Source organism: Antarcticibacterium arcticum (assembly GCF_007993795.1).
GTDB lineage: Bacteria > Bacteroidota > Bacteroidia > Flavobacteriales > Flavobacteriaceae > Gillisia > Gillisia arctica.
Genome location: NZ_CP042476.1, coordinates 2,943,665 through 2,964,281 on the forward strand (window position 1 = coordinate 2,943,665; position 20,617 = coordinate 2,964,281).

Annotated in this window: 17 protein-coding genes and 1 tRNA gene; 9 read left to right on the forward strand and 9 right to left on the reverse strand. The window is 41.6% G+C overall.

Translation table 11 applies throughout. The features are described 5' to 3' along the window. The first annotated feature begins 4 nt into the window (after positions 1-4). Positions 5-1,276, forward strand: coding sequence for a DGQHR domain-containing protein (locus FK178_RS13335; protein ID WP_146836176.1), 1,272 nt, complete (start codon positions 5-7; stop codon positions 1,274-1,276). 7 nt (positions 1,277-1,283) lie between these two features. Here FK178_RS13335 and FK178_RS13340 read toward each other — a convergent pair whose 3' ends face one another. The 3 genes from FK178_RS13340 to FK178_RS13350 form a co-directional block, all read right to left on the reverse strand. Then, positions 1,284-3,782: a hypothetical protein gene (locus tag FK178_RS13340; RefSeq protein ID WP_205677188.1), complete on the reverse strand. Its 2,499-nt coding sequence runs from the start codon at positions 3,780-3,782 to the stop codon at positions 1,284-1,286. Positions 3,783-3,874: 92 nt separating this feature from the next. Continuing rightward, positions 3,875-4,285 carry a (deoxy)nucleoside triphosphate pyrophosphohydrolase gene (locus FK178_RS13345; RefSeq protein ID WP_317130398.1) on the reverse strand — a complete coding sequence of 137 codons (411 nt, stop codon included), beginning with the start codon at positions 4,283-4,285 and terminating at the stop codon, positions 3,875-3,877. Positions 4,286-4,614: 329 nt separating this feature from the next. Then, on the reverse strand, positions 4,615-5,337 hold the full coding sequence (locus FK178_RS13350) for an energy transducer TonB (protein ID WP_146836180.1): 723 nt from the start codon (positions 5,335-5,337) through the stop codon (positions 4,615-4,617). A gap of 584 nt (positions 5,338-5,921) precedes the next feature. Between FK178_RS13350 and FK178_RS13355 the strand changes: the two genes are divergently transcribed. Next, complete coding sequence (locus tag FK178_RS13355; RefSeq protein WP_146836183.1) at positions 5,922-6,485, forward strand: LemA family protein; 564 nt, start codon at positions 5,922-5,924, stop codon at positions 6,483-6,485. Between the two features lie 3 nt (positions 6,486-6,488). Continuing rightward, a complete protein-coding gene (locus tag FK178_RS13360; protein ID WP_146836187.1) occupies positions 6,489-7,439 on the forward strand; it encodes a M48 family metallopeptidase in 951 nt (316 codons plus the stop codon). Between the two features lie 882 nt (positions 7,440-8,321). Here FK178_RS13360 and FK178_RS13365 read toward each other — a convergent pair. Beyond that, on the reverse strand, positions 8,322-9,065 hold the full coding sequence (locus FK178_RS13365) for a CPBP family intramembrane glutamic endopeptidase (RefSeq protein ID WP_146836190.1): 744 nt from the start codon (positions 9,063-9,065) through the stop codon (positions 8,322-8,324). Between the two features lie 333 nt (positions 9,066-9,398). On the opposite strand from FK178_RS13365, the gene FK178_RS13370 reads away from it, so the two are divergent. After that, on the forward strand, positions 9,399-11,069 hold the full coding sequence (locus tag FK178_RS13370) for a Na/Pi cotransporter family protein (protein WP_146836193.1): 1,671 nt from the start codon (positions 9,399-9,401) through the stop codon (positions 11,067-11,069). 209 nt (positions 11,070-11,278) lie between these two features. On the opposite strand, the gene FK178_RS15510 is transcribed toward FK178_RS13370, so the two are convergent. Further along, positions 11,279-11,443, reverse strand: coding sequence for a hypothetical protein (locus tag FK178_RS15510; RefSeq protein WP_168194598.1), 165 nt, complete (start codon positions 11,441-11,443; stop codon positions 11,279-11,281). A gap of 403 nt (positions 11,444-11,846) precedes the next feature. On the opposite strand from FK178_RS15510, the gene FK178_RS13375 reads away from it, so the two are divergent. From FK178_RS13375 to FK178_RS13385, 3 genes are read left to right on the forward strand one after another with little or no spacing between them, the layout of a single operon-like run. Further along, positions 11,847-12,740 (forward strand): UbiA family prenyltransferase, encoded by an 894-nt coding sequence (locus tag FK178_RS13375; protein ID WP_168194599.1) that lies wholly within the window; start codon positions 11,847-11,849, stop codon positions 12,738-12,740. Then, on the forward strand, positions 12,737-15,286 hold the full coding sequence (locus FK178_RS13380) for a PEP/pyruvate-binding domain-containing protein (protein WP_146836199.1): 2,550 nt from the start codon (positions 12,737-12,739) through the stop codon (positions 15,284-15,286). The genes FK178_RS13375 and FK178_RS13380 overlap by 4 nt, the downstream gene beginning before the upstream one ends. Positions 15,287-15,298: 12 nt before the next feature. Continuing rightward, positions 15,299-16,372 carry a hypothetical protein gene (locus FK178_RS13385; RefSeq protein WP_146836202.1) on the forward strand — a complete coding sequence of 358 codons (1,074 nt, stop codon included), beginning with the start codon at positions 15,299-15,301 and terminating at the stop codon, positions 16,370-16,372. Here FK178_RS13385 and FK178_RS13390 read toward each other — a convergent pair. From FK178_RS13390 to FK178_RS15515, 4 genes are read right to left on the reverse strand one after another with little or no spacing between them, the layout of a single operon-like run. Further along, positions 16,361-17,530 (reverse strand): phosphotransferase, encoded by a 1,170-nt coding sequence (locus tag FK178_RS13390; protein ID WP_146836205.1) that lies wholly within the window; start codon positions 17,528-17,530, stop codon positions 16,361-16,363. The two genes, FK178_RS13385 and FK178_RS13390, sit on opposite strands and share 12 nt — an antisense overlap. A 4-nt stretch (positions 17,531-17,534) precedes the next feature. Beyond that, positions 17,535-18,638, reverse strand: coding sequence for a DUF3419 family protein (locus FK178_RS13395; RefSeq protein ID WP_146836208.1), 1,104 nt, complete (start codon positions 18,636-18,638; stop codon positions 17,535-17,537). Beyond that, positions 18,614-19,933, reverse strand: coding sequence for an AMP-binding protein (locus FK178_RS13400; RefSeq protein ID WP_317130364.1), 1,320 nt, complete (start codon positions 19,931-19,933; stop codon positions 18,614-18,616). Before FK178_RS13400 ends, FK178_RS13395 begins: the two co-directional genes overlap by 25 nt. After that, complete coding sequence (locus FK178_RS15515) at positions 19,903-20,058, reverse strand: hypothetical protein (RefSeq protein ID WP_168194601.1); 156 nt, start codon at positions 20,056-20,058, stop codon at positions 19,903-19,905. Before FK178_RS15515 ends, FK178_RS13400 begins: the two co-directional genes overlap by 31 nt. A gap of 193 nt (positions 20,059-20,251) precedes the next feature. Between FK178_RS15515 and FK178_RS13405 the strand changes: the two genes are divergently transcribed. Continuing rightward, positions 20,252-20,333: transfer RNA gene (locus tag FK178_RS13405), tRNA-Leu, on the forward strand. A gap of 46 nt (positions 20,334-20,379) precedes the next feature. Further along, positions 20,380-20,616 carry a GIY-YIG nuclease family protein gene (locus FK178_RS13410; RefSeq protein ID WP_146837683.1) on the forward strand — a complete coding sequence of 79 codons (237 nt, stop codon included), beginning with the start codon at positions 20,380-20,382 and terminating at the stop codon, positions 20,614-20,616. Position 20,617: the final 1 nt, after the last annotated feature.

Below are 20,617 nucleotides of genomic sequence, written 5' to 3' on the forward strand. Positions count from 1 at the left end.
GAATATGAAACGAAAAATAATTGTTCCCGCACTGACTGGTAAATTCGGAGAATGGCGATATTATCAATTGATCTTAAAGGTGAAGGATTTAGTGGAAAATTTTGGGACTAGTTTAGAACCGAATTACAGAGTAAAGGCTGTTGAAGAGGTAGAAGAAATATACAGCCAAAAAGGGGTTAGTAGATTACTCCAACGAGCTTTTGATCCTACGAGATTAGAACCTCTCAAGAATTATATTTTGAAACAACCCGATAAATATATTAATAATCTTACTATTGGGATATTTGGTGGAAGTCCAGATTGGTTTCCAATAAATCTTTCGGATTTCAAAAAATCAAAACCAGATTATTTGGAAAAAACTGAAAAGCAATTGGGATTTATTGAATTAAAGGGAACGGAAACTCTCTTTGTTCTTGACGGGCAACATCGTTTAAAAGGTTTGAGAAAAGCGTATTCAGAAGATCCTCAAAAGATAGGTGAAGATGAAGTTGTTTGTACTTTAATAGTTCACCATTCAGATCATAAAGGAAGGGTAAGAACTCGAAGATTATTCTCAACTATTAATCGTCACGCGAAGCCAGTTTCAAAGGGAGAGAATATTTTATTAGATGAAGACGATGCTTCCGCAATTTTAGTCAGGCATCTTATTGAAGACTACAAGCATTTTCAGGATAAAGAAATAATTGCATTAAGTAAAGGAGGAAATATCACCCCGGGTAGTTATTCTAAATTTTCAACAGTAGTAACGTTGTATGAAATAAATGAACGTTTAATAGATCATAATGCAATATATCCAAAAGGAGAGGATAAAAAGATTGTGAGAATTCGCCCGTCGGAAAAAGATCTTGAATTGCAACATAAAAGAGTTTTTAAATATTGGGATAAATTCTTTGAATTGTTCCCTTCTGCATTGAAATTTATTAAAGATACTCCTAGCAACAGATTAAAATATAGGATTTCTGATGGTGACTTCACCTTAAGGCCAATTGCTCAACTTGCAATTTTTGAAGTTATTTTGGCATGTGAAGAAGTAGATGAAAGGAAAATTAAAAATTTAAAGAAGCTGCCTCAGGATCTTACGGATATATTTTGGCATCATATTTTGTGGAATCCATTTAAAGAAGGGATGCTGTTCAACAGAAGTTTGATACGTAATTATGTAAAATATAATATTGGATTAAGAATTAAACCTTCAGAATTAGAGAGATTAAGAAATGGGTATAAGAAGAACTCTGGAGATTTGGATTTGGATTTACCACAACCAAAATACCCTTAAAAAGTAATTAATCCCCGATCCCCTGCATCATTTCTTCCATTCCTCCAAAGTTTAAAATAAAAGTTGAGTAGTAGTGATCAAATAAATCTTTAAGATATTGTCCTAAATCTACCTCCTCAAAGCCGTCTTTTCCTTCGATTTTTTGTGAAATCTGGTAGCCGCGGTTCTTTGTAATAGTGTAAAGAAAAAGGGAATGAAAATAAACAGAAGTATAATACTTTCTGTTAGATAGTTCTAATTGCTCCTGATTCGGATTTTTATACTTCGATTTAAATGTTTTCAAAACAGTACTATCCATATTTACAAAAATTCGCTTTAGAGTATCACCTTCAGCTTCGGGAATCATTACAGTCTTGTAATCAACATTAAGTCCGGTTGCTTCCTCAACACCATCCCAAGAAGCCGCTTTGTTATCCTCCTCATTAGGTTGTTCATACATAAAAACAAGTTGAGGTAATCCAAGATTTTCGCTGTCGTCCTCCTTTTTTTCTATTTTTTCTTTTGGCTGCTCCTTCTCTGAAATCTTAACCCAAAAAATCTCACTGAAATCACCACCTGGAGCGGTTAAGTCAACTTTTACCTGTACAGCATCACCGACTTGTAAAGTGTCTTTTGGATTGAGGCTTATTTTAATAGTTCCTTTGTTCGGGCTGCTTTTTACAATATTAAATAAATCTGTAGGTGCTTTAGGTTCACCCGGTGCATTACCTCCTTCAGTTTCATTATTTCGTGTTCCTAATACTGAAATTTTCAGATCTCCAGGTTCATCATTTCTGTCGAAATATTCATTTTCAACATCTGTGGAAAACTTGATTGTCTTCTCTCCATTTAAAGGAATTTTGGTCACCGGAGTAGTGCTGTCATTATTGGCGTTCAGCTTGAACATTGTCGGAAACCTTTCCGGCTTAAAGGGAATTTCTTCGGGTTTTGGATGACTTTTTCCATTCAGCGGTTTTTTCTTTTCCTTACTTTTTATATCCAGTTTAAAGGTTTGGTTAAGTAGTTTAAGAAGGTCAGAATCCAAAGGCATATTCTTAGTAAAATTCTTCAGGAGATCTCCTGTGTTAGAAGAGGTGTCAATATCAACTGCCTGTTTTCTTCTTTTTTCAATATCTGCAAGTCTTCCATCCTTTTTACTCAATTGTGTTGATAGATAGGATCTCAGAAATTGTGTTTCATCACCATCCTTTAGCCTGTCCCTTGAAGCCATAAATAATTCTTTGCGGAAATTATATTTGAGGTCGGTACAATCTACGTGAATCAATAAATGATTTTTAAGAAGATTCTGCTTCAGCGATCGTGTAATAAATTCGGAGGTGTAATGGCCGTGAACTTGGCCATTTAAGGAGAACAAAACCGCCATGGAATTTTTGAAATAACGATCCTGAATGATTTGTTTCGTTCTTTTTAGATCATAATCCTTCACTTTTGTTTTAAAGACAAAACAAGAAACTTTCATTTTTCCAAATTGCTCATCTTCATATACCTCAGAAAAAGAATCGTCTAAATATTCATTTTCTTCACTGCTCAATCTTCTTTTTAAACCATAAAGATCATTTACAAGCACTTTATTATTTGGGTAACGTTCCGCAGTATCCTTTGTAAGAATTGGCAGTGCCGGATTAAAAAGAAACTCGTTAATGCTTTGATTTAAATCTTGAGCAAAACCGGAGTAACCCTTGGGAAACTGATAGGAATACATTTTAATTATAGTACCAGTTTTAAACTTTCTATTTTCTAAACCTAAGTTTAATTTTTCAATTGAAAAAGAAGGGATCTTCCCGTTTACAAGAAGATATTCGTACCACGTTTCCTTAGCATGATCGGTTTCTCGTTTTGGGTGTTCACGGATTAATGTAAAACCAAAATCCCCTGTTCCGTCATGCTTTTTAGAGGCAATTAATTGAAATCTTTTTTTACCACAAAATACAATGGAACCACTCCCTCCCATGTTGTATTTCCCCTGAACAAAGTGAACATCGTTTTTATTTCCTCTTACAAGGGATAGAAATGTTCTTTCAAAATCTTCGGGGTGCTGACCCTCGCCGTTGTCATAGACAATAACAGATGTACCATTATTGCTTCGGGAACTTCGTGGACCTTTACCATCTGCAATGACTTGTATTTCTTCAGCCTGCTTTCTCCTAAATTCTCTTAAATCCCAATTATGATTTGAGTAAAACTCTTCTATGGCTTCATTCATAGATCGAGGAGCCTTTGCCGATTTTGGATCTATTCCAGCTTCATAACACTTTTTCGTTAGCAAAGCATCAATGGAATTAGTCACCTTTTCAATTAATGCGGCTATAGGATTGGATTGTTGGTTTTTTACAATTCCGTAATTGCTGGGATTATTGTCTAAAGGTTTCCAATTTTTGTCAGCAAAAATGGTCGCGCTTTTTTCAAAAAGGATGAGTACATCCTCCTCGTCTTTTGCCTTAAAAAGTTCTAAAAATAATTCCTTGTTAGAAAGTGATTGGGATGTTTCGGTGAAAAGATTTTGCATGGATTGATGAAAATAAGTGTAGCTAATTTAACATAAATTTTAGGAAGTAATTATGGTTTCCCGTAAACTGTAAAATATTATGATCTGTAGTTTTATTTATAAGTCCTGATATAATAATCCACTATCGGCACATCTGCCTCAGCCCAATCCAGGTCTTTCAGCTCATTAATCGGTAGCCAAAGGATTTGGGAATGTTCAAGGAGATCTATTTCAAATGTTTGCAGGGAACAACGAAATGGAATTAATTCTAGTCTGAGATTCGAATATATATGAAAATTTGATGGTAATTGCTCCAAAATGGCAATTTCTACTCCCAGTTCTTCTTTGATCTCCCGCTTCAGGCAGGTTTCAAGATCTTCATCGCCCTCCACCTTGCCACCGGGGAATTCCCATTTGAGCGGATGCATCATACTTTCACTGCGCTGCGCGCAAAGCACTTTCCCTTCATTCTCGACGATGGCACAGGTGACTCTGATAACGGACGGGGTTGAGGTGATACTTATTTTTTTCTAAGATAGGGTATTAAAAGGAAAAGAGGAAAAGAGGAAAAGAGTTAAAGTAGTGACGCAGTGACGGAGTAACAAAGTGATGAAGTCAGGACGTGACCAGTTAAATTTTCACTTCAAATGCTTATAAAATTTTCCCGCAGAATCCGCAGAATTGCGCAGATATCCTGTAACCTTGAATTTTAAACTTTAAACTTTTAACCAGAGCTGACTCTCCACTTTTCACTTTCCTCCCCGCCCGTTCCGGTCGGCCGGGTTTCCACTAAATTTTGAACCTTGAAGTTTGACCATCCCACCATCACACCATCCTATAATCGAACCCTCAACTATGATTGTGGAAGCACGGTAAACACGATGGGTAGGGAATAGGATACGGCAACCGGTTTTCCTCTTTGTTTGCCAGGGGTCATTTTGGGCAGCAATTTGGCAACGCGTTCGGCTTCAAGCTCAAGCCTTGCGTTTGGTCCTCTGGTTTTGATTTCCACTACATCTCCCGTGGCACTTATCTTAAACACCACAAAGATCCTGTAAATACCATTCAGGCCCATTTGCTCACTTATACCGGTATTAAATTCTTTGCTAAACAAGCTGTGGATCTTATTCTCCATACATTTCTTCTGTTCGGCTTTAACCTTCATATTTTCACAGCCGGGATACAGGGGAATTTGTTCAACCACAAAAAAAGGAACCTCCTCAATTTCCTCCACCTCCTCTGCCACAATCACCGCCGAAACGGGTATGATCATCGTTTTTACATCCTGACTGCTTTCTGTAGACTCAATAATATCTTCTTCCACCTCGAGATCGTCTTCCACTACCTGAACAATTTCAGGCAAAGAGGGAGGAGGGGGTGTGTTAAGTTGGGAAATGGGGATGTCTATCTCGTCTTCCTCAAAAACGCCTAAATCATAATCCAGGTTATTATCCCGCTGCGTAAACTCCCATTCCAAACCTGCATAGGTGGTTGCCAATACCAGAATTAATCCAATTTGAAAAAAGATCCGGCTGTAACTTCCGATATCTGCTTTTGCATATTTCTTAACTTTCATGACCTGAGATTTATATATTGAATTTTTTTATTCCTCCTAAAAAGTTTTCTCTCGTTGAACCGGTAGTTCTAAAAGCAGTTCATGCCAGGCCGGAGAAACTTTGACAGGGTAGATTTATATGAAAGCAGCTCCTTTTCCCGGGTTGTCCATAGGATTTTATAAGTCTCTCTTTTAGCCTATATAATCTGTGTACAACCTATTAAATTTATAAAGGTATAAGCTGGTAAAATATGATAACAGTCAGGGATTTAAGGATTTTGTGGGAAATAGTAAAATAGTAAAATAGTTAAAGCAGTGACGGATTAACAAAGTGATGAAGTCAGGACGTGACCAGGTAGTTTTTCACTTCAAAATTCCTGTAAAATTTTCCCGCAGAATCTGCATAATCCGCAGATAACCTGTAACCTTGAATTTTGAACTTTAAACTTTTAACCAGAGCTGACTCTCCACTTATCACTTAACTTTTAACTCCTAACTCCTAACTCCTAACTCCTAATTCCTAACTCCTAACTCATAACCCATAACTCCTAACACACTCCAATAAAAAAGGTATCTTTGAAAAAAGGACTAAAAATCAAAAAATTATGGTAGCAATATTAATTATAGTAGGGATTGTTGTAGTGCTCGTTATTTGGGGCGTTGCTATTTATAACAATCTGGTGAGTTTAAAGCACAACCGCGAAAATGCCTTTGCCGATATTGATGTGCAGCTGAAACAGCGTCACGATCTCGTACCGCAACTGCTTGGAGCGGTAAAAGGATATATGGAGCACGAACGCGGTACGCTGGAAGCCGTGACCAACGCCCGTCAAAGAGCTATCAATGCCACCGGGATCAATGAGAAGATCGCTGCCGAAAAGGATCTTGGAGCTGCCCTGCAGGGGTTGAATATTCAGGTGGAAGCCTATCCAGATCTTAAAGCCAGCGCTAACTTTATGCACCTGCAGCAGGAAATTGCCGATATTGAAAACAAGCTGGCCGCCGTAAGACGCTATTTCAACTCGGCCACCAAAGAACTAAACATCGCTATCCAAAAGTTTCCGAATAACATTTTTGCAGGTATGTTTGGGTTTACTACCCAGCCAATGTTTGACCTTGGGGTTGCGGGCAGGGAACAAATGGACGTTGCACCCGAGATCAAATTTTAAGCAGTGGCCTTTGTAGGAATACACACCCAGATAAGAAGGAACAATATAAAATCTATCTTGCTCCTCATTGCATTTCCATTGCTTATCCTGGCTGCTGTATTTGCCGTGGTTTATTTTACCAGTTACGATCAATACGGGAATCCCAATCCCGAATTTGCCATTCAGGCCTTTATACAGGCCATCCCGTTTGTAACGGTGGTGGTTTTGGTGTGGTTTCTTATCGCATATTTTGCGCACGGGAAAATGATCTCCCTCGCCACGGGCTCCAAACCCCTGGAACGCAAGGAAAATATGCGGGTTTACAATCTGGTGGAAAACCTTTGTATGAGCGTGGGAATGCCTATGCCAAAAGTAAATATCATTGAGAGTGATGCGCTCAATGCCTTTGCCAGCGGACTCAAACCAAAAGATGCCACCGTCACCCTCACCCGCGGTATTATTGAAAAACTTGAAGATGATGAGCTGGAAGGAGTGATAGCCCACGAGTTGATGCACATAAGAAACCGGGATATCCGCCTGCTGGTGGTTACCGTGGTATTTGTGGGAATCTTTGCCTTTGTTGTGCAAATTGCCTTTCGCAGCTTTTTATACGGAAATATAGGCGGTAGCCGCCGAAGGGATAAAGGTGGGGGGCAGTTGATGATCGTAATTCTTGTGGTAGCTTTTCTCGCCTATCTAATTTCTATGGTCTTTAAGTTTGCCCTAAGCCGAAAACGGGAATATATGGCCGATAGCGGTGCTGCCGAAATGACTCGCAAACCCTGGGCCCTTGCATCTGCCCTAAAAAAGATCTCTGTAAATCATCACGTAAAAGTGAAAAGCGAAGAGGTACAGCAAATGTTTATAGAAAACACCCCGAAGGACACCTCTGCCGGACTCTTTGGTGGCCTCGGCAGACTTTTCTCCACCCACCCGCCCATAGAAAAACGAATTAAGTTTCTCGAGCAGTTTTGATTTGATAGTAAAAGAGGTAAAGAGTAAAAGAATTAAAAGGAAAAATGATGATGGGATGGTGAGATGGTATGATGAATTCATTCTATTTCCGAATTCTAAAGAAGGGATTCTTGAACCGAATTGTCTACTTTCTACCGGTTAAGAAACCTCCCATTGTTGTCATTCTGAACCAGACTGCCAGGAGGCAGGCGCGGTGAAGAATCTCAAAAGTACCTCGCAACTATCAATACAACTGGATTTAGGTAAGTAACCTAATTTTCATTCAGAAGAGATTCTTTCGAAATTCGCTTGTAGCGAATTCCTCAGAATGACAGGATCTGAGTGATTAGTGAATAGGGATTAGGGAATAGGGAATAGTCATTAATCGTTAGACGGTAGATTTTTTGTTTGTGGTTTGTGGTTTGTGGTTTTGGGTGTATGCACAACTCAACTTTGAACCTTGGAAACTTTTTAACTCTTTTCCTCTTTACCTTTTTGTCTTTTTTCAACCTCGTAGCGAATCCCTCAGAATGACATGATCGGAGTGAATAGGGAATAGGGAGTAGGGAGTAGGGAATAGTCTTTAGACGGTAGATTTTTGTTTGTGGTTTGTGGTTTGTGATTCTGGGTGTATGCACAACTCAACTTTGAACCTTGGAAACTTTTTAGCTCTTTTCCTCTTTGCCTTTTTGTCTTTTTTCAACCTCGTAGCGAATTCCTCAGAATGACAAGTTGGGAGGGATTAGGGGGTAGGGAATAGTGAATAGTCTTTAGACGGTAGATTTTTGTTTATAGTTTGTTGTTTGGAGTTTATGGTTTTTTGAACTGACAACCGATAACCGACAACTCACAACCTGCCAGTTGAGGAAAGGTTGAATACCATCGTAGCATCACACCATTAACTCACATCGCATAGATCCCATACAATGAAATAGAATCCAGGATCCCGTGTGCGAGGACCAGGGGGAGGATACGGCGGCCGTTCAGAAGAAAGACTGCGCCAAAGATAAAGCCAATGACTGCAGTAGAGAGGATCCCGCCAATGCCCTGCCATGCGTGCATGAGTCCAAAGATAAACGAACTAAATATCACCGCCCACCAGGGAGACCAGTCGGTACGGCCAAGGAGAGCATCCAGGGAATTGATGAGGAAAGCCCGAAACACCAGTTCCTGTAAGAAAGCTGCGGTAACCCACACCAGGATAAGCGCGAGGATAAGGAGCGGGAGATTATCCTGCAGGACCATAAGATGCGAAATGTCCGGTTCATCTCCAACAGCAGTTACCAGAGGCCTTACAAAGCCTGAAACCACAAAAATCAATATGATAGTTCCCAGGGTGATCAACACGGTATGCCACCATTTGGGACCGGGGGCAAATCCAAGTTGACTCCATGCCCAACCGCCGGCCTGCTTGTTAAGCAACAGGATGGCTGTTATAAAAACCGCATTGGTGATAATAAGCCAGAATCCCGGATTTGTAGGATCCAGAAACGATTCCTTAAACCAGGTGTGACCCAGGTACTGCATTACAAAATGTCCCGCAAACAAGATCATAAGGGAGATGGCCAGGATCACCTGCACCTCTTCATCCCTTATAAAAGGACGCACAAAATTTTCCTGGTAACGTCTGCGGGTAAAAATTTTCATATTGTTTTTCTGAAAGATCAGAGAGCATTAAAAATTAAAACTATAGGTTCCGAAAATTTCGATCAACAAAAATAATCTTCTGTTTAATTTAAAATGTAAAAAGAGCGGCTTTTTTTAAAGTCATCCAATTAATTCCGATGAATAGATGAGTTGAAATAAATTTCGGTAAAAATGGGGGAAATCCCCCATAGGGTGAAAATCCTTCACCCATATAAAAACGGTATGTAGATGATTGAATTCCGCCGAAAAAATATTTAGAAGGCTGTTATAAATCCTTTCTAATCAGTTTAATTACCCGGAACTGAAGTATCTTTGTAGGGCATATCATCTCCAATGGAAAATACGGATTTTGAATTCTGGATGTTCGTGGCAGGGCTTGGAATGTTCCTCTTTGGGATGCGTCATCTTGAAGACAGCCTGAAAGCCCTGGCGGGAAAATCCTTCAGGAATCTGCTGCAGCGATTTACCAATAAAAACTGGAAGGGCATACTTACCGGGGCTTCTGTTACCGCCATCCTGCAAAGCAGCACCATGGTTACCCTGCTGGCCCTTGCATTTCTGGGTGGTGGAATGATTGGTTTAAAAAATGCGGTGGGAATCGTGCTGGGAGCCAATCTGGGGACCACCTTCACCGCCTGGATCGTGGCTACCTTTGGTTTTAAAATTAATATTGCCGATTTCTCTTTTCCCTTCCTGGCTGTAGGGATCCTTAGCTACCTGTTTTTACACAGCCGGCCCTTTCTCAAAAATCTTGGCGGACTCCTTATAGGCTTCGGGTTATTATTCCTGGGGCTGGATTATATGAAAGTTGCCATAGAGAATGTAGCCGGCCAAATTGATATTACTGCTTTTGCAAAATATGGGTTGTGGACCTTTGTGGTAGTGAGTATTATAATTACTGCCCTCATCCAGTCCAGTTCGGCGATGATCGTAATCATTCTTAGCGCCCTTAATGCCGGGTTTATAGATATTTACCAGGCAGTGTCCATGGTAATTGGGGCCAATATAGGAACAACTTCCACCCTGGTTTTTATATCGCTGGGTGGCACTGCAGATACTAAAAGACTTATGCTTGCCCATGTGATCTTTAATGTGGTAACCGGAACCCTTATTTTTTTCTTTATAAAACCTCTGGTATATGTTACCAATTTTGTTTTTGGGATAAAAGATCTGCTTATGGAGCTGGTCCTGCTTAATTCCCTGCTCAATTTAATTGGTATTTTATTATTCTATCCTTTCCTTGGACTTTTTGAAAAATTCCTGAACCGCATGTTCCAGAGCCATACCCCCGGAGGGGAGACCCTGTATGTAAAGAATATTTCGCCTAAAGTGCCCGATGTTGCCCTGGAGGCTCTTGATAAGGAATTGATACAGGTATACCTGTACACCCGGGAATTTTTGAAATTGAGTCTGGGGATCGCTGAAAATGATAAAAATCACGAGTCACACTGGAAAAAGATCTTTGCCAGTGCCAGCGGACTCATGAAAAAATATGAAAAGCTGAAAAGGCTGGAAGATGAGCTCACCACCTATTACGCACAGCTGCAAACCGAAAATCTTTTGCCGCAGGAGGCCACCCATTTAACTGCGAGTATGATGGGGTTAAGGTCCTTTATCTATGCGGCCAAAGATTTGAAAGATGTGTTGCACAATATAATGTTTATGATGGAAGCCGGCGATCCCGTTGGGGAAGAAGTGCTTCACCGTTTACGGGATATGGTAAACCTTCGCCTGGCTGAGATAGACGGTATATTACAGGAAAAGCAGGCTGAAGCAATTCCGGCCGACTGGCACCTGGAAAATGAGAAGTTCTATAATGAGCTTATTGGGTATGTTTACAGCAATATAAAAGACAACCATAAAAAGGAAGTTCCGGTCTCTACAATGACTAATGTGATCAAACAGGCGGTATCCTCGCTTGATAATCTTTGCAGTGCTATTATTTACTGGAAACTGCAACGCGATACCACAATTGATTCCCTGGAAAGGGAACAGCTGGTATAGATTCTATAATTCAGTAGGTTTTGAAGGAAAAACAGGGGGTGAAAATTCCTTTGATCCCCCGGTGATCAAAAAATGCCGTGGAATTTTTAAAAGATAGCAAGCCCGGGTAGATTTAAACTACCCAAAATAAGGTGTGGTTTACCTTAAAGTTTGAATCCGGACTTAATTTCCTTCTTTAAGAGGGAGAAAAAAACCGTTTTCAAAAAACTCTAATAGAAACGATACTCCAAAAAGGATTGCACCACGTTTACAAAAGCACTTATTACCGTAAAAAAGATAAGGGCAAGTACAAATGCAACAATGATCTTAACCAGAATGTTGAAACCTGAGGTAGTTTCCTTGTAATTTTCGACAAATACGTTTAGCGTTTTCATAGGGATAGATATTTACGTTAAAACTCTGTCTTAAAGTTAAATAGATATTAAATAGTTCTGAAAATTATTCGCCAAAGGGGAATTTTATTGGCTGAAATACCTATTTTTTTAACGGCAAAATAATAACCTCCCGTATATCGCACATTCCTAAACTTTCTGCTGAAAATTCAGACAAGATTTTCTGAAATAATGAGAGAAAATTCCTACAAAAATAGCTGATGAGGATCAGTTTTTGCGCCTGATTGTTAGAAGATTGAGTTGAGAAAAGCAAATTGCAACGTAGAAGATAAATTTATAGTATATTTTTTCAGAAATTTTTTTCAGCTCTTCCAACTGAGGGAATAAAGGAATGCTGTGGTTGTGTTTAATTTTGTTAAATTTACCTCACTGCCAATTAACTCTTATGATCCCTAATGCTGTTTTTGCCTATTTCCGGGAGCGCTTTCCGCCAATTAATATGGCATTATTTGCCATCCTGTTTTTTACGGTCCAGGCGGTAAGCAGCTTTTTCATTGCGGGGCAGGAAGAAAGACCATTCTGGTGGTATATACTGGGGATCCTTGCAGTGATCTCTTTTTTTTTCCGGCTCAGGGTATTTGATGAGATCAAGGATTTTGATATAGACCTGCACAACCATCCGCAGCGGGTTTTACAATCGGGACGTATAGGTCTTAAACATTTAATTAGTCTTTCGGTTTTAGGAACTGTAATTGAAATTGTTTGGTCCCTGCTTTCGGGGTGGCCGGTGATATTGGTTTGGCTTTTTGCACTGGGGTATTCTCTGCTTATGAGATATGAATTTTTTACCGGTAAATTCCTGAACAAATATTTACTGCTTTACGCCACCACGCATATGCTGGTAATGCCTTTAATCATTTTGTGGGTGTATACTGCATTCCATCCCGCTCTGGAGATATTATTTCCTTTTTATATCCTGGCCGCACTCAGCCTCTTGTCCGGTTTTTCTTTTGAGGTGGCGAGGAAAATACATTCGCCGGTGGCAGAACGGCCGGGGGTAGATTCATATTCAAAAAGCCTGGGATATTCTACATCTGTGATCCTGGTGCTGTTGCTGCTTCTTGGCGGGGTACTGGTTCAACTTTATTTATTAAGCCTTATAGACGCAAGACTCTGGGCATATGTTCTTATTGGAATTGTTTTCTTCTTTGCGCTGTTGCTGTATGTAAATAACCTTTTCCGGCCTACCGAAAAAAGCCTGCGCCTGGCCGAGAAAATAGTTTCCCTTTTTATGCTCGCCGCGTACATGAGCATTATTATTGAAGTGTATTTTCAATGATAATTTACGGCAATAAAAATCAGAAAGGAGTTGGAGGAAAGGCCTCCGGACTTTACAACCTCAGGGAAATGGGATTGCAGGTGCCGGATTTTCTGGTGATCCCCTATGAGAATTTCAGGGTGTGCATTGCTGAAAATAAGGATGAGGAAACAGTGAAAGCTGCCTTGCTGAATTATGAACTCCCGCCGAAAGATCAAATCCAATTGAACAAGATCCTGAAGGAATGGAACTTTCCGCAGGAACCGGTTGTGGTGCGGTCCTCGGTCCTGGATGAAGATGGAAAAAGGAATGCCTTTCCGGGCATGATGGACACATTTCTTAATATTTCCACTGTTGCAGATCTTAAACAGGCTATTGCAAAATGTGCCGCCAGCGCCTGGTCTCCCCGGGTCATGGAATATCGCAGGCAATACGATCTTAGCCTGCAGCCGAAGCCGGCAGTGATCATTCAGCGGCAAATAAATCCGGATGCCAGTGGGGTGCTGTTTTCTACGTTCCCTGAATATCCCCAGGAAATGGCTATTCACGCTGTATATGGGTTTGGCGAGGGCCTTATGAATGGCAGTGCGGAAGGGGATGAGTTCTATTTTGAAAGATCTACAGGCAACCTTCACCGCAAAAACATACTAACCAAAGAATTTTACCTGGAAAGAGGAGAAGGCAGCGGACTTATTAAACTCCCCCTTGATGTTAAGAAGCAACATATATCCTGCCTTGAACCACAGGTCCTGGAACAATTGTTTGCAAGTGCAAGCACTGCCGAAAAAATTGCCGGCCACCCGCTGGATATAGAATTCGCGGTTAAGGACAAGGAAATTTTCTTTTTACAGGCCAGGCCCATTACACGGGAGATCCCCGCGATCGTGGTATATGATAATTCCAATATACAGGAAAGCTATTGCGGGGTTACCACTCCGCTTACTTTTAGCTTCGCCTCCCGTGCCTATAAAACCGTTTACAGACAAACCATGCAGGTCCTTGGGATCCCCGGGAGGAAGATCCTGGCACACGATGCAATCCTCTCCAACCTTTTGGGGCTGGTGAAGGGCAGGATCTATTACAACATCAATAACTGGTACCGCGGTCTTCAACTCCTGCCTTCGTTCCGGCAGAATAAGGCCGATATGGAACTTATGATGGGTCTTGAGGAACCGGTGGACCTGGTAGAGGATGTGGAAAAATCCCTTTCTGAAAAAATAAAGATCCTCCCGGGATTGCTCCTCAATTATTCCAGACTCTGGTTAAAGTTCAAAAAACTGCCGGAGCTGGTACCCGCCTTTCAGGAGAATTTCAGCAGGTATTATACGGCATTTTATAAGGAGGAGTTTCAAACATTGAATTCTTCTGAATTCCTTCAGAAGAAAAATGATCTGGACGAAAACCTGCTTAATTCCTGGAGCATTCCTATTATCAACGATTTTAATGTGATGATGGTTAATGGTGCCGTCATGCGAGGGCTTAGGAAAGCTGGTATAACCCGGCCCGAAGAATTTATTACCCGCTACCTCTGCGGTGATCCTGAAATTGAAAGCACCCAACCCACCCTTGCAATGATAAACCTGGCCGAAACCGCGCAGCAATATCCGGGGTTGAGGGAACTTATTATCAGCTTTCCGGAAGACCTTCATACTACTATAGAAAGGGATCATCCCGAATTTTATAAGAAGGTAACAGCTTTTATTCACCAATACGGTGACCGCACCGTGGGCGAATTAAAACTGGAAACCTTCACTATGCGGGTCAGGCCCCAAATTTTTTATAAGTACCTGCGTAATTTCCTGGCCGGGGAAAAGATAGCAACTGCAGATCTTGGTAAAGTAAAGGCGGAGGCAGAAAAAGAACTTGAAACCCTGCTGCAAAAAAGATCCTTTCTTTTTAAACGAAAACTGCATAAGGATCTAAAAAAACTGAAACTGGCCATACGCTACAGGGAAAATATGAGGCTGGAAAGAACCCGACTTTTTGGTATGTACCGGCAGGTGTACCGTGCAAGGGGTCGCGCGCTGGTGGAAGATGGCAGGCTGGAAACGGTTGAAGATGTATTTTATCTTACAGAAGATGAACTTATTGATCTAAATGAAGCTGCAAATCTTAAACAGCTTATTGCAGAAAGAAAAGAGGAATTTTCGCGTTATAGAAAGCAGGAAGTACCCTCCCGGGTAATTGTGCCTTCCCCGCCAAAACAGGAAGATATTGCCATTGAGGAGACCGGGATCTTAAAAGGGCAGGGTTGTTATCCGGGACAGGTGAGTGGTGAGGTGATTCTGATTAAAGATCCCGGGGACAGTCTGGATGTTAATGGAAAGATCATTTGCGCCCTGCGTACAGATCCAGGTTGGGCCGCTTTGTTTCCTACCTGCAAGGGGGTACTTATTGAGAAAGGATCTTCCCTGTCACATTCTGTTATCCTGCTGCGGGAACTGGGAATCCCCACTATTATTAATATCCCAAACCTTTGTTCCCGGTTAGCATCGGGAGATAGGGTGAAGATGGATGCAGCCAGCGGAGAAATTATAAGAGGGGAAGCTATGGCTGCAGCCCATTAAAATGATGTAAGAATGTCTCAAATTGAACGTATAATATATTCCGGGGTCTTGCCTGAAAGTTTTTTTGCAATCCCGCAGAAGATCTATGAAGGCCTGGGGTTCCTTCCCGAAGAAAACAGGGAAGAGGTAGAGGCACTTTTTCAGCTTAAAAGGAAGGATCACGACATCATAATTTATACAGATCATAAGAACATCAGGCTGGTGGGGATCTTTCCGCAGCAATCGGTTACAGCTTATTTCGGGTATTGGGAAAGTACCAATGATCCAGATCTTAATAGTTCGGCTTTCAGGATGCTGGAGGAAGATGCCCAAAAATTTGGAAAGGCTTCTCTTACCGGGCCAACTAACTTTAATACATTTCACAGGTACAGGTTGCGGCTTGGCCCCGTTCCTTCGTGGACCATGTTTGACAGGGAACCCGTTAATCCCGGTTATTATCCCGCCCTGCTGGGCAATTTAAATTGCAGGATATCCCTCACCTATGAAAGCCGGCGTATTCCGGCAGCCGAGATCCAAAAGATCTATCGGGATAAACAGAGATTTGTTGAGGAGGTAAAACAACTTCCCTTTGAAATTATTCCGCTCACGCCGGAAAACTGGCATTTGTATGAGAAAGATATCTATGAGCTCATAGAAGCGATTTTTAGTGGAAATGCGGGGTATAAGACTATTGAACCGGAAGAATTCGGCCTGCTATATAATAGAAAGTTTGCTGAAAAATTATGCCCGTACACCGCCAGCCTTTTCCGCGACACTAAAACCGGGAAGCTTGTAGCACTCACATTTTGTCATCCCAATTATAAATCTGTTTCCGGGGAAATCCCTGATTTTCCTTCTTTTGAAGTGGACTATCCCAGGCTTAAGAACCCCACGATGCTGGCAAAGTCCTCCGGCGTGCATCCTGCATATCGAAAAATGAATTTGATGAACTATTCCGGAGCCTATGCAATGTTATCCTTTAAGGAGCTGTATGATGATACCATTTTCTGCCTAATGAAAACCGATAATTATTCGCGGCATTTTACAGATGGAATTCCCTGTGAAAAGGCATTTTATGCGCTGTATGAAAAAAGCTTAGGGCATTAGATGTTTCATCTCCTGCAACCCATCAAAATAACTGTTTAACACTGCGGGCAAAAAAGGGTATGGACTTACGGAATGCGCCATGGTGTACATCCCGAAACGGTGCAGCCCGAGATCCAGGGAGGCAAAGAAAAACCCTCTTTCAAATTCTTCCTTATCCTCAAATTTACCGGTAAGCTTATTAAGTTCGTTGCGATAAAATTCCAGGTATTCCCGGCGCTTATGATAAGTTTCAGGCCTTAACACAAAGGAGAGGAATTCTGCCACATCATACTGCGGTATATGAAAAGTTGCCAGTTCCCAGTCATACAGGCAAAGTTCCAAACCTGCGGCACCCATTTTAAAACAGGTGTTTCGCGGATTAAAATCATTATGCACCAGTGTTTTTGGCATTTTTTCAAGCTTGTCCCAATACACCGGGATTTTATCAATAGCTTCATACAGCAGCGCCGAGTTTTGTGAAGTGTAGACCTGTGGAAGTACTTTTACCGCATGGTCCAGCAGGGCCGTCCACAGCGGTTGAAGATCTTCCATATATTTTTTGGAAGCCACATCCTCTTTCCAGTATTGCAGGTCCAGGGTTTCAGGAGTTGTGAGATGGGCTGCATGCCATTTCGCAATTTTAGATAAGGATTCCATTATATGTTCCGGAGTCCATAGTTCGGGCTGCATTACGGTATTAAGCAATTCTACCTCCTCCAGGTATTCCATGAGGATGAGAAAGATCTGGTTTTGTGCATCCACGTGCAGCCCGAAGATCTCCGGTTGAAATGCGGCCGGGGCGTTTTGGTAGATCTCCAGTTCGCGCATATGCGTATTGCTGAATCCTGTGAGTTCCTGGAATTGAGAATACACTGCGTTCAATTCCTCCCCGCATATTTCAGAAAGACTGTTAAGCATACCTGAAGTTACGCTGCCGTGAGGCTTTACTTTCATCACCATTTTTCGGGTGTGGGGAACTTCATTTTCGGTATAAGCTACCTCCAATCCAAAATGGCCAATTTCCAGGCCTGTTGTTCCCGCATTCAAGGTGGAAAGAATACTTGCCGAATTATCCACCGGAAACCGCTTCACATTTGAAACTTTTATAACTGAAGCCGGGTTGTGTTCCTGCAGGAGCTTTTCAATAAATTCGGTTTTAAAATAATCTGAAGTATTCATAGGGCTATTTTAATATACTGTGAGGCACGCTTTCCATCACGCGCACATTCATAAAATAAAAACAGGCTTCTTTCCGCGTAAGTTTGTTTGATTCCCCCTCCAGCCGAAATTCCAGGCAGGTAGTTTCGCCCTGAGACTGCAAAAGATTCCAGTAAACCATGCGCAGTGGTAGTTTCCGCATTGTAAACAGGTTGGCGCATACCTCCTCAAAATGAGATTGTGATACATATTCAAAAATATTGGACAAGCCTGCTTTGTTTATTTTTTGACCCTCGGGGGATAATAAATATTCAACAGCTTCACCGGTTACAATATTCAATTTTGGCAGTTGCGCACGAAGCTTTAAAAAATTCTCTTTTCTGTAACAGGGTGGTAAAATAATTTCGGGTATTTCCTCCGGACCAAACATAAAGAAACGGAAATAGAAATTATCCCGCACCAGTTGATTTGATATAAAGACTTTTAGCCGGTTGTAAAAAAGCTCTCCGCCAGATTCCTTTACATATTTAAAAAGTTGAGGATCCCGCCCTTTGCTAAGGTTTTGTTGGTCAAAATATTCTATAAACCGGGCTTTAAATTCTGACTTTTCCAAATTGGTAAGAAAATATTCATATTGAGCAGCAGTTTCAGTGAAAGAAAGCAGGTGACGGACTTTTTTCTGTAACTCTTCCGGTAACCCCGGCAAAAAGTGGTGAATATAGGTTTCCAGTTTCCCTGCGGAAATGATCCCCCCGGGATGCTTTGCGAAAAAATCCTCCCAGTGTTCCCTCAGGGTGGGTTCCAGTGCTGGTGCAACACTTTCCCAGGCCCCTGCAACATCTTTCATCCCGTTGAAACCCATTAAAGAGATCAACACATCGTGTTCCAGGTGTTCAATAATATGGGTTTTTAATAATAACAGCCGGTTCTGTTCGGGGTTAAGATCTATTGAGGTTAGACTTCGCGGCTGTTTCAAAAGGGCATTCAGCACATTGCAACCTGCAGAAGTGACCATTAAAAGATCATCTTTTGGAGTGATGTCCATTGCGTTATATAAAGTGTCATAACCTTCCCAAACCAGGGAATACCTGATGAGGTTGAGGTCTACATTTTCAAATTCGGTATGCATAGGTCTTTGTATAATATTTTGGAATAATGCCGCTGGTCCAGGGGCATTTTTTCAATGCTTTCTACGGTGCCAATTATGCTTGCGGGGAAGTGTTTTTCCAGGGCAAGTTTTAGCTCCCTGATGGGTGTTTTCCCCTGAACATAGATGCGGAAGCCTTTGGGATCATAGATGGCTGCGGCGTAGTTCACCCCCGCTACATGGGCCAGCACATGTTCCAGCTGGTAATGCTGAAAGCCCTGAAGCCGGCCTTCATTTCCGGATCTGCCAGTAAGGTAAAGTTCCCCTTTATCATTAAGAAATCCGTGATCTCCGGTGTTTAGCCATTTATTGCCGGGCTGGGTGACCACGTGCTCCCCGCTTACTTCCACGAGTCCGCTGTCGTTGGGACCGGTAATTTCTTTATTGGTGAGATGGGAAATAATTCTAAGCTCAATTCCGGGATGCACTGTTCCAACAAAATATCCGCGGGAAGGATTTTTGCGCTCCTCGGTGACTTGCCTCACTGCAATAGGCTCTGCCTGGGTTGAACCATAAATAATGTAGACAGAGGCATTCACAAAATAATTCTGAAGCAGGTGCGGCAGGTATTCGGGAACCGGCGATCCTCCAATACCCAGTTTTTTAACACTGGGAAGAATGAGTTTTTCTTTTTGAAGATAAGAAACCAGGATCTTGAAATAATGAACATTTCCTGTAAGGCTGTCAATTCCCTCATCCAGGAGTTGGGCGATTATTTTTTCGGGATCTGTTTCCCGAACGTCAAGGTCCGGGATATCCGGGATCAGCGTTGTGATCCCCAATGAAAGATTATGCAGCAGGATATTGGGAAAAAGCGGAAGGTCCTGTTGCCCGGGTAAGGGAGGAAAACTCTGTTTCAGTGCCAGGTGTTGGGCCTTCAGTATTTGATGCGTACGAATTGCTGCGGAAGGTTTACCGGTTGTGCCGGAACTAAAGGAGATCAACGCAGGCTGTTCTGCCGACACCAGTACAGGGCTGAAATATGCGGTCTTTTGCAGAGCAGAATCCTGTGCCAGGGTTTTCACCCTTATAAAGGAAAGGATTCGTTTAATGTGGTCTTCCGGGTTTTTAAGGTAAACGGCTTTTATTTTATGGCTAAAAATTAATCGTAACAGGTCGGTCTCCCTGGAGTTTGCAGGCGGAAGAACAGGGGTAGCCCCATAGGCCATAATTCCTAATATTGCGCATATAAGTTCGAAGGAAAAGGGAATGCCCAGCAGGATCCTGTTCCCTTGTTTAATTTTTTTTAATTGGAGGGACCTGCACACAAATGCCACCCCTTCCAGGAGATCGTGCCCGGTAAAGTATATATCATCCCCCCGGGATTAGGCCATTTAATAAAGGTTTTATCCGGATTCTCAATAAGATTTTTATGAATAGCCGAATAAAAATTTGAGGTCATAAAGGGGTGTTGTTAGATGGCTCAAGCTACTTGAAATTTTTGAAATTGCCAAGGGATTCCGGTGGTTTACAGCCACTTATTACAATTAAATTTGGGAATAAAAGTTGGATGGTATAATGAAATCACCGGGAAAGAAAATTCGGTCAATTAAAGGGGAGAATGTGGAAATTTTTTATAATTTTGCCCTCCACTTGCTCGAGTGGCGGAACTGGTAGACGCGCTGGATTCAAAATCCAGTATTTTCGGATGTGCGGGTTCGATTCCCGCCTCGAGTACTAAACCCCTGTGAAAACAGGGGTTTTTTGTTTTGTACTATTTGCTATGTATTTTGTTTACTCCATATCAAGTTTAACGCGCAACTACATCTACGTTGGTCTCACGGATAATGTGGAAAGGAGATTTATTCAACATAATACAGGTCGTAATAAAACCACCAAACCATATCTCCCCTTTAAGTTAATATACACTGAAGAATTTCCAGATCGTGATGCCGCAAGAAAGCGGGAAAAATATTTAAAATCTGGAATAGGCAAAGAATTCTTAAGAAGTAAGCTGTAGA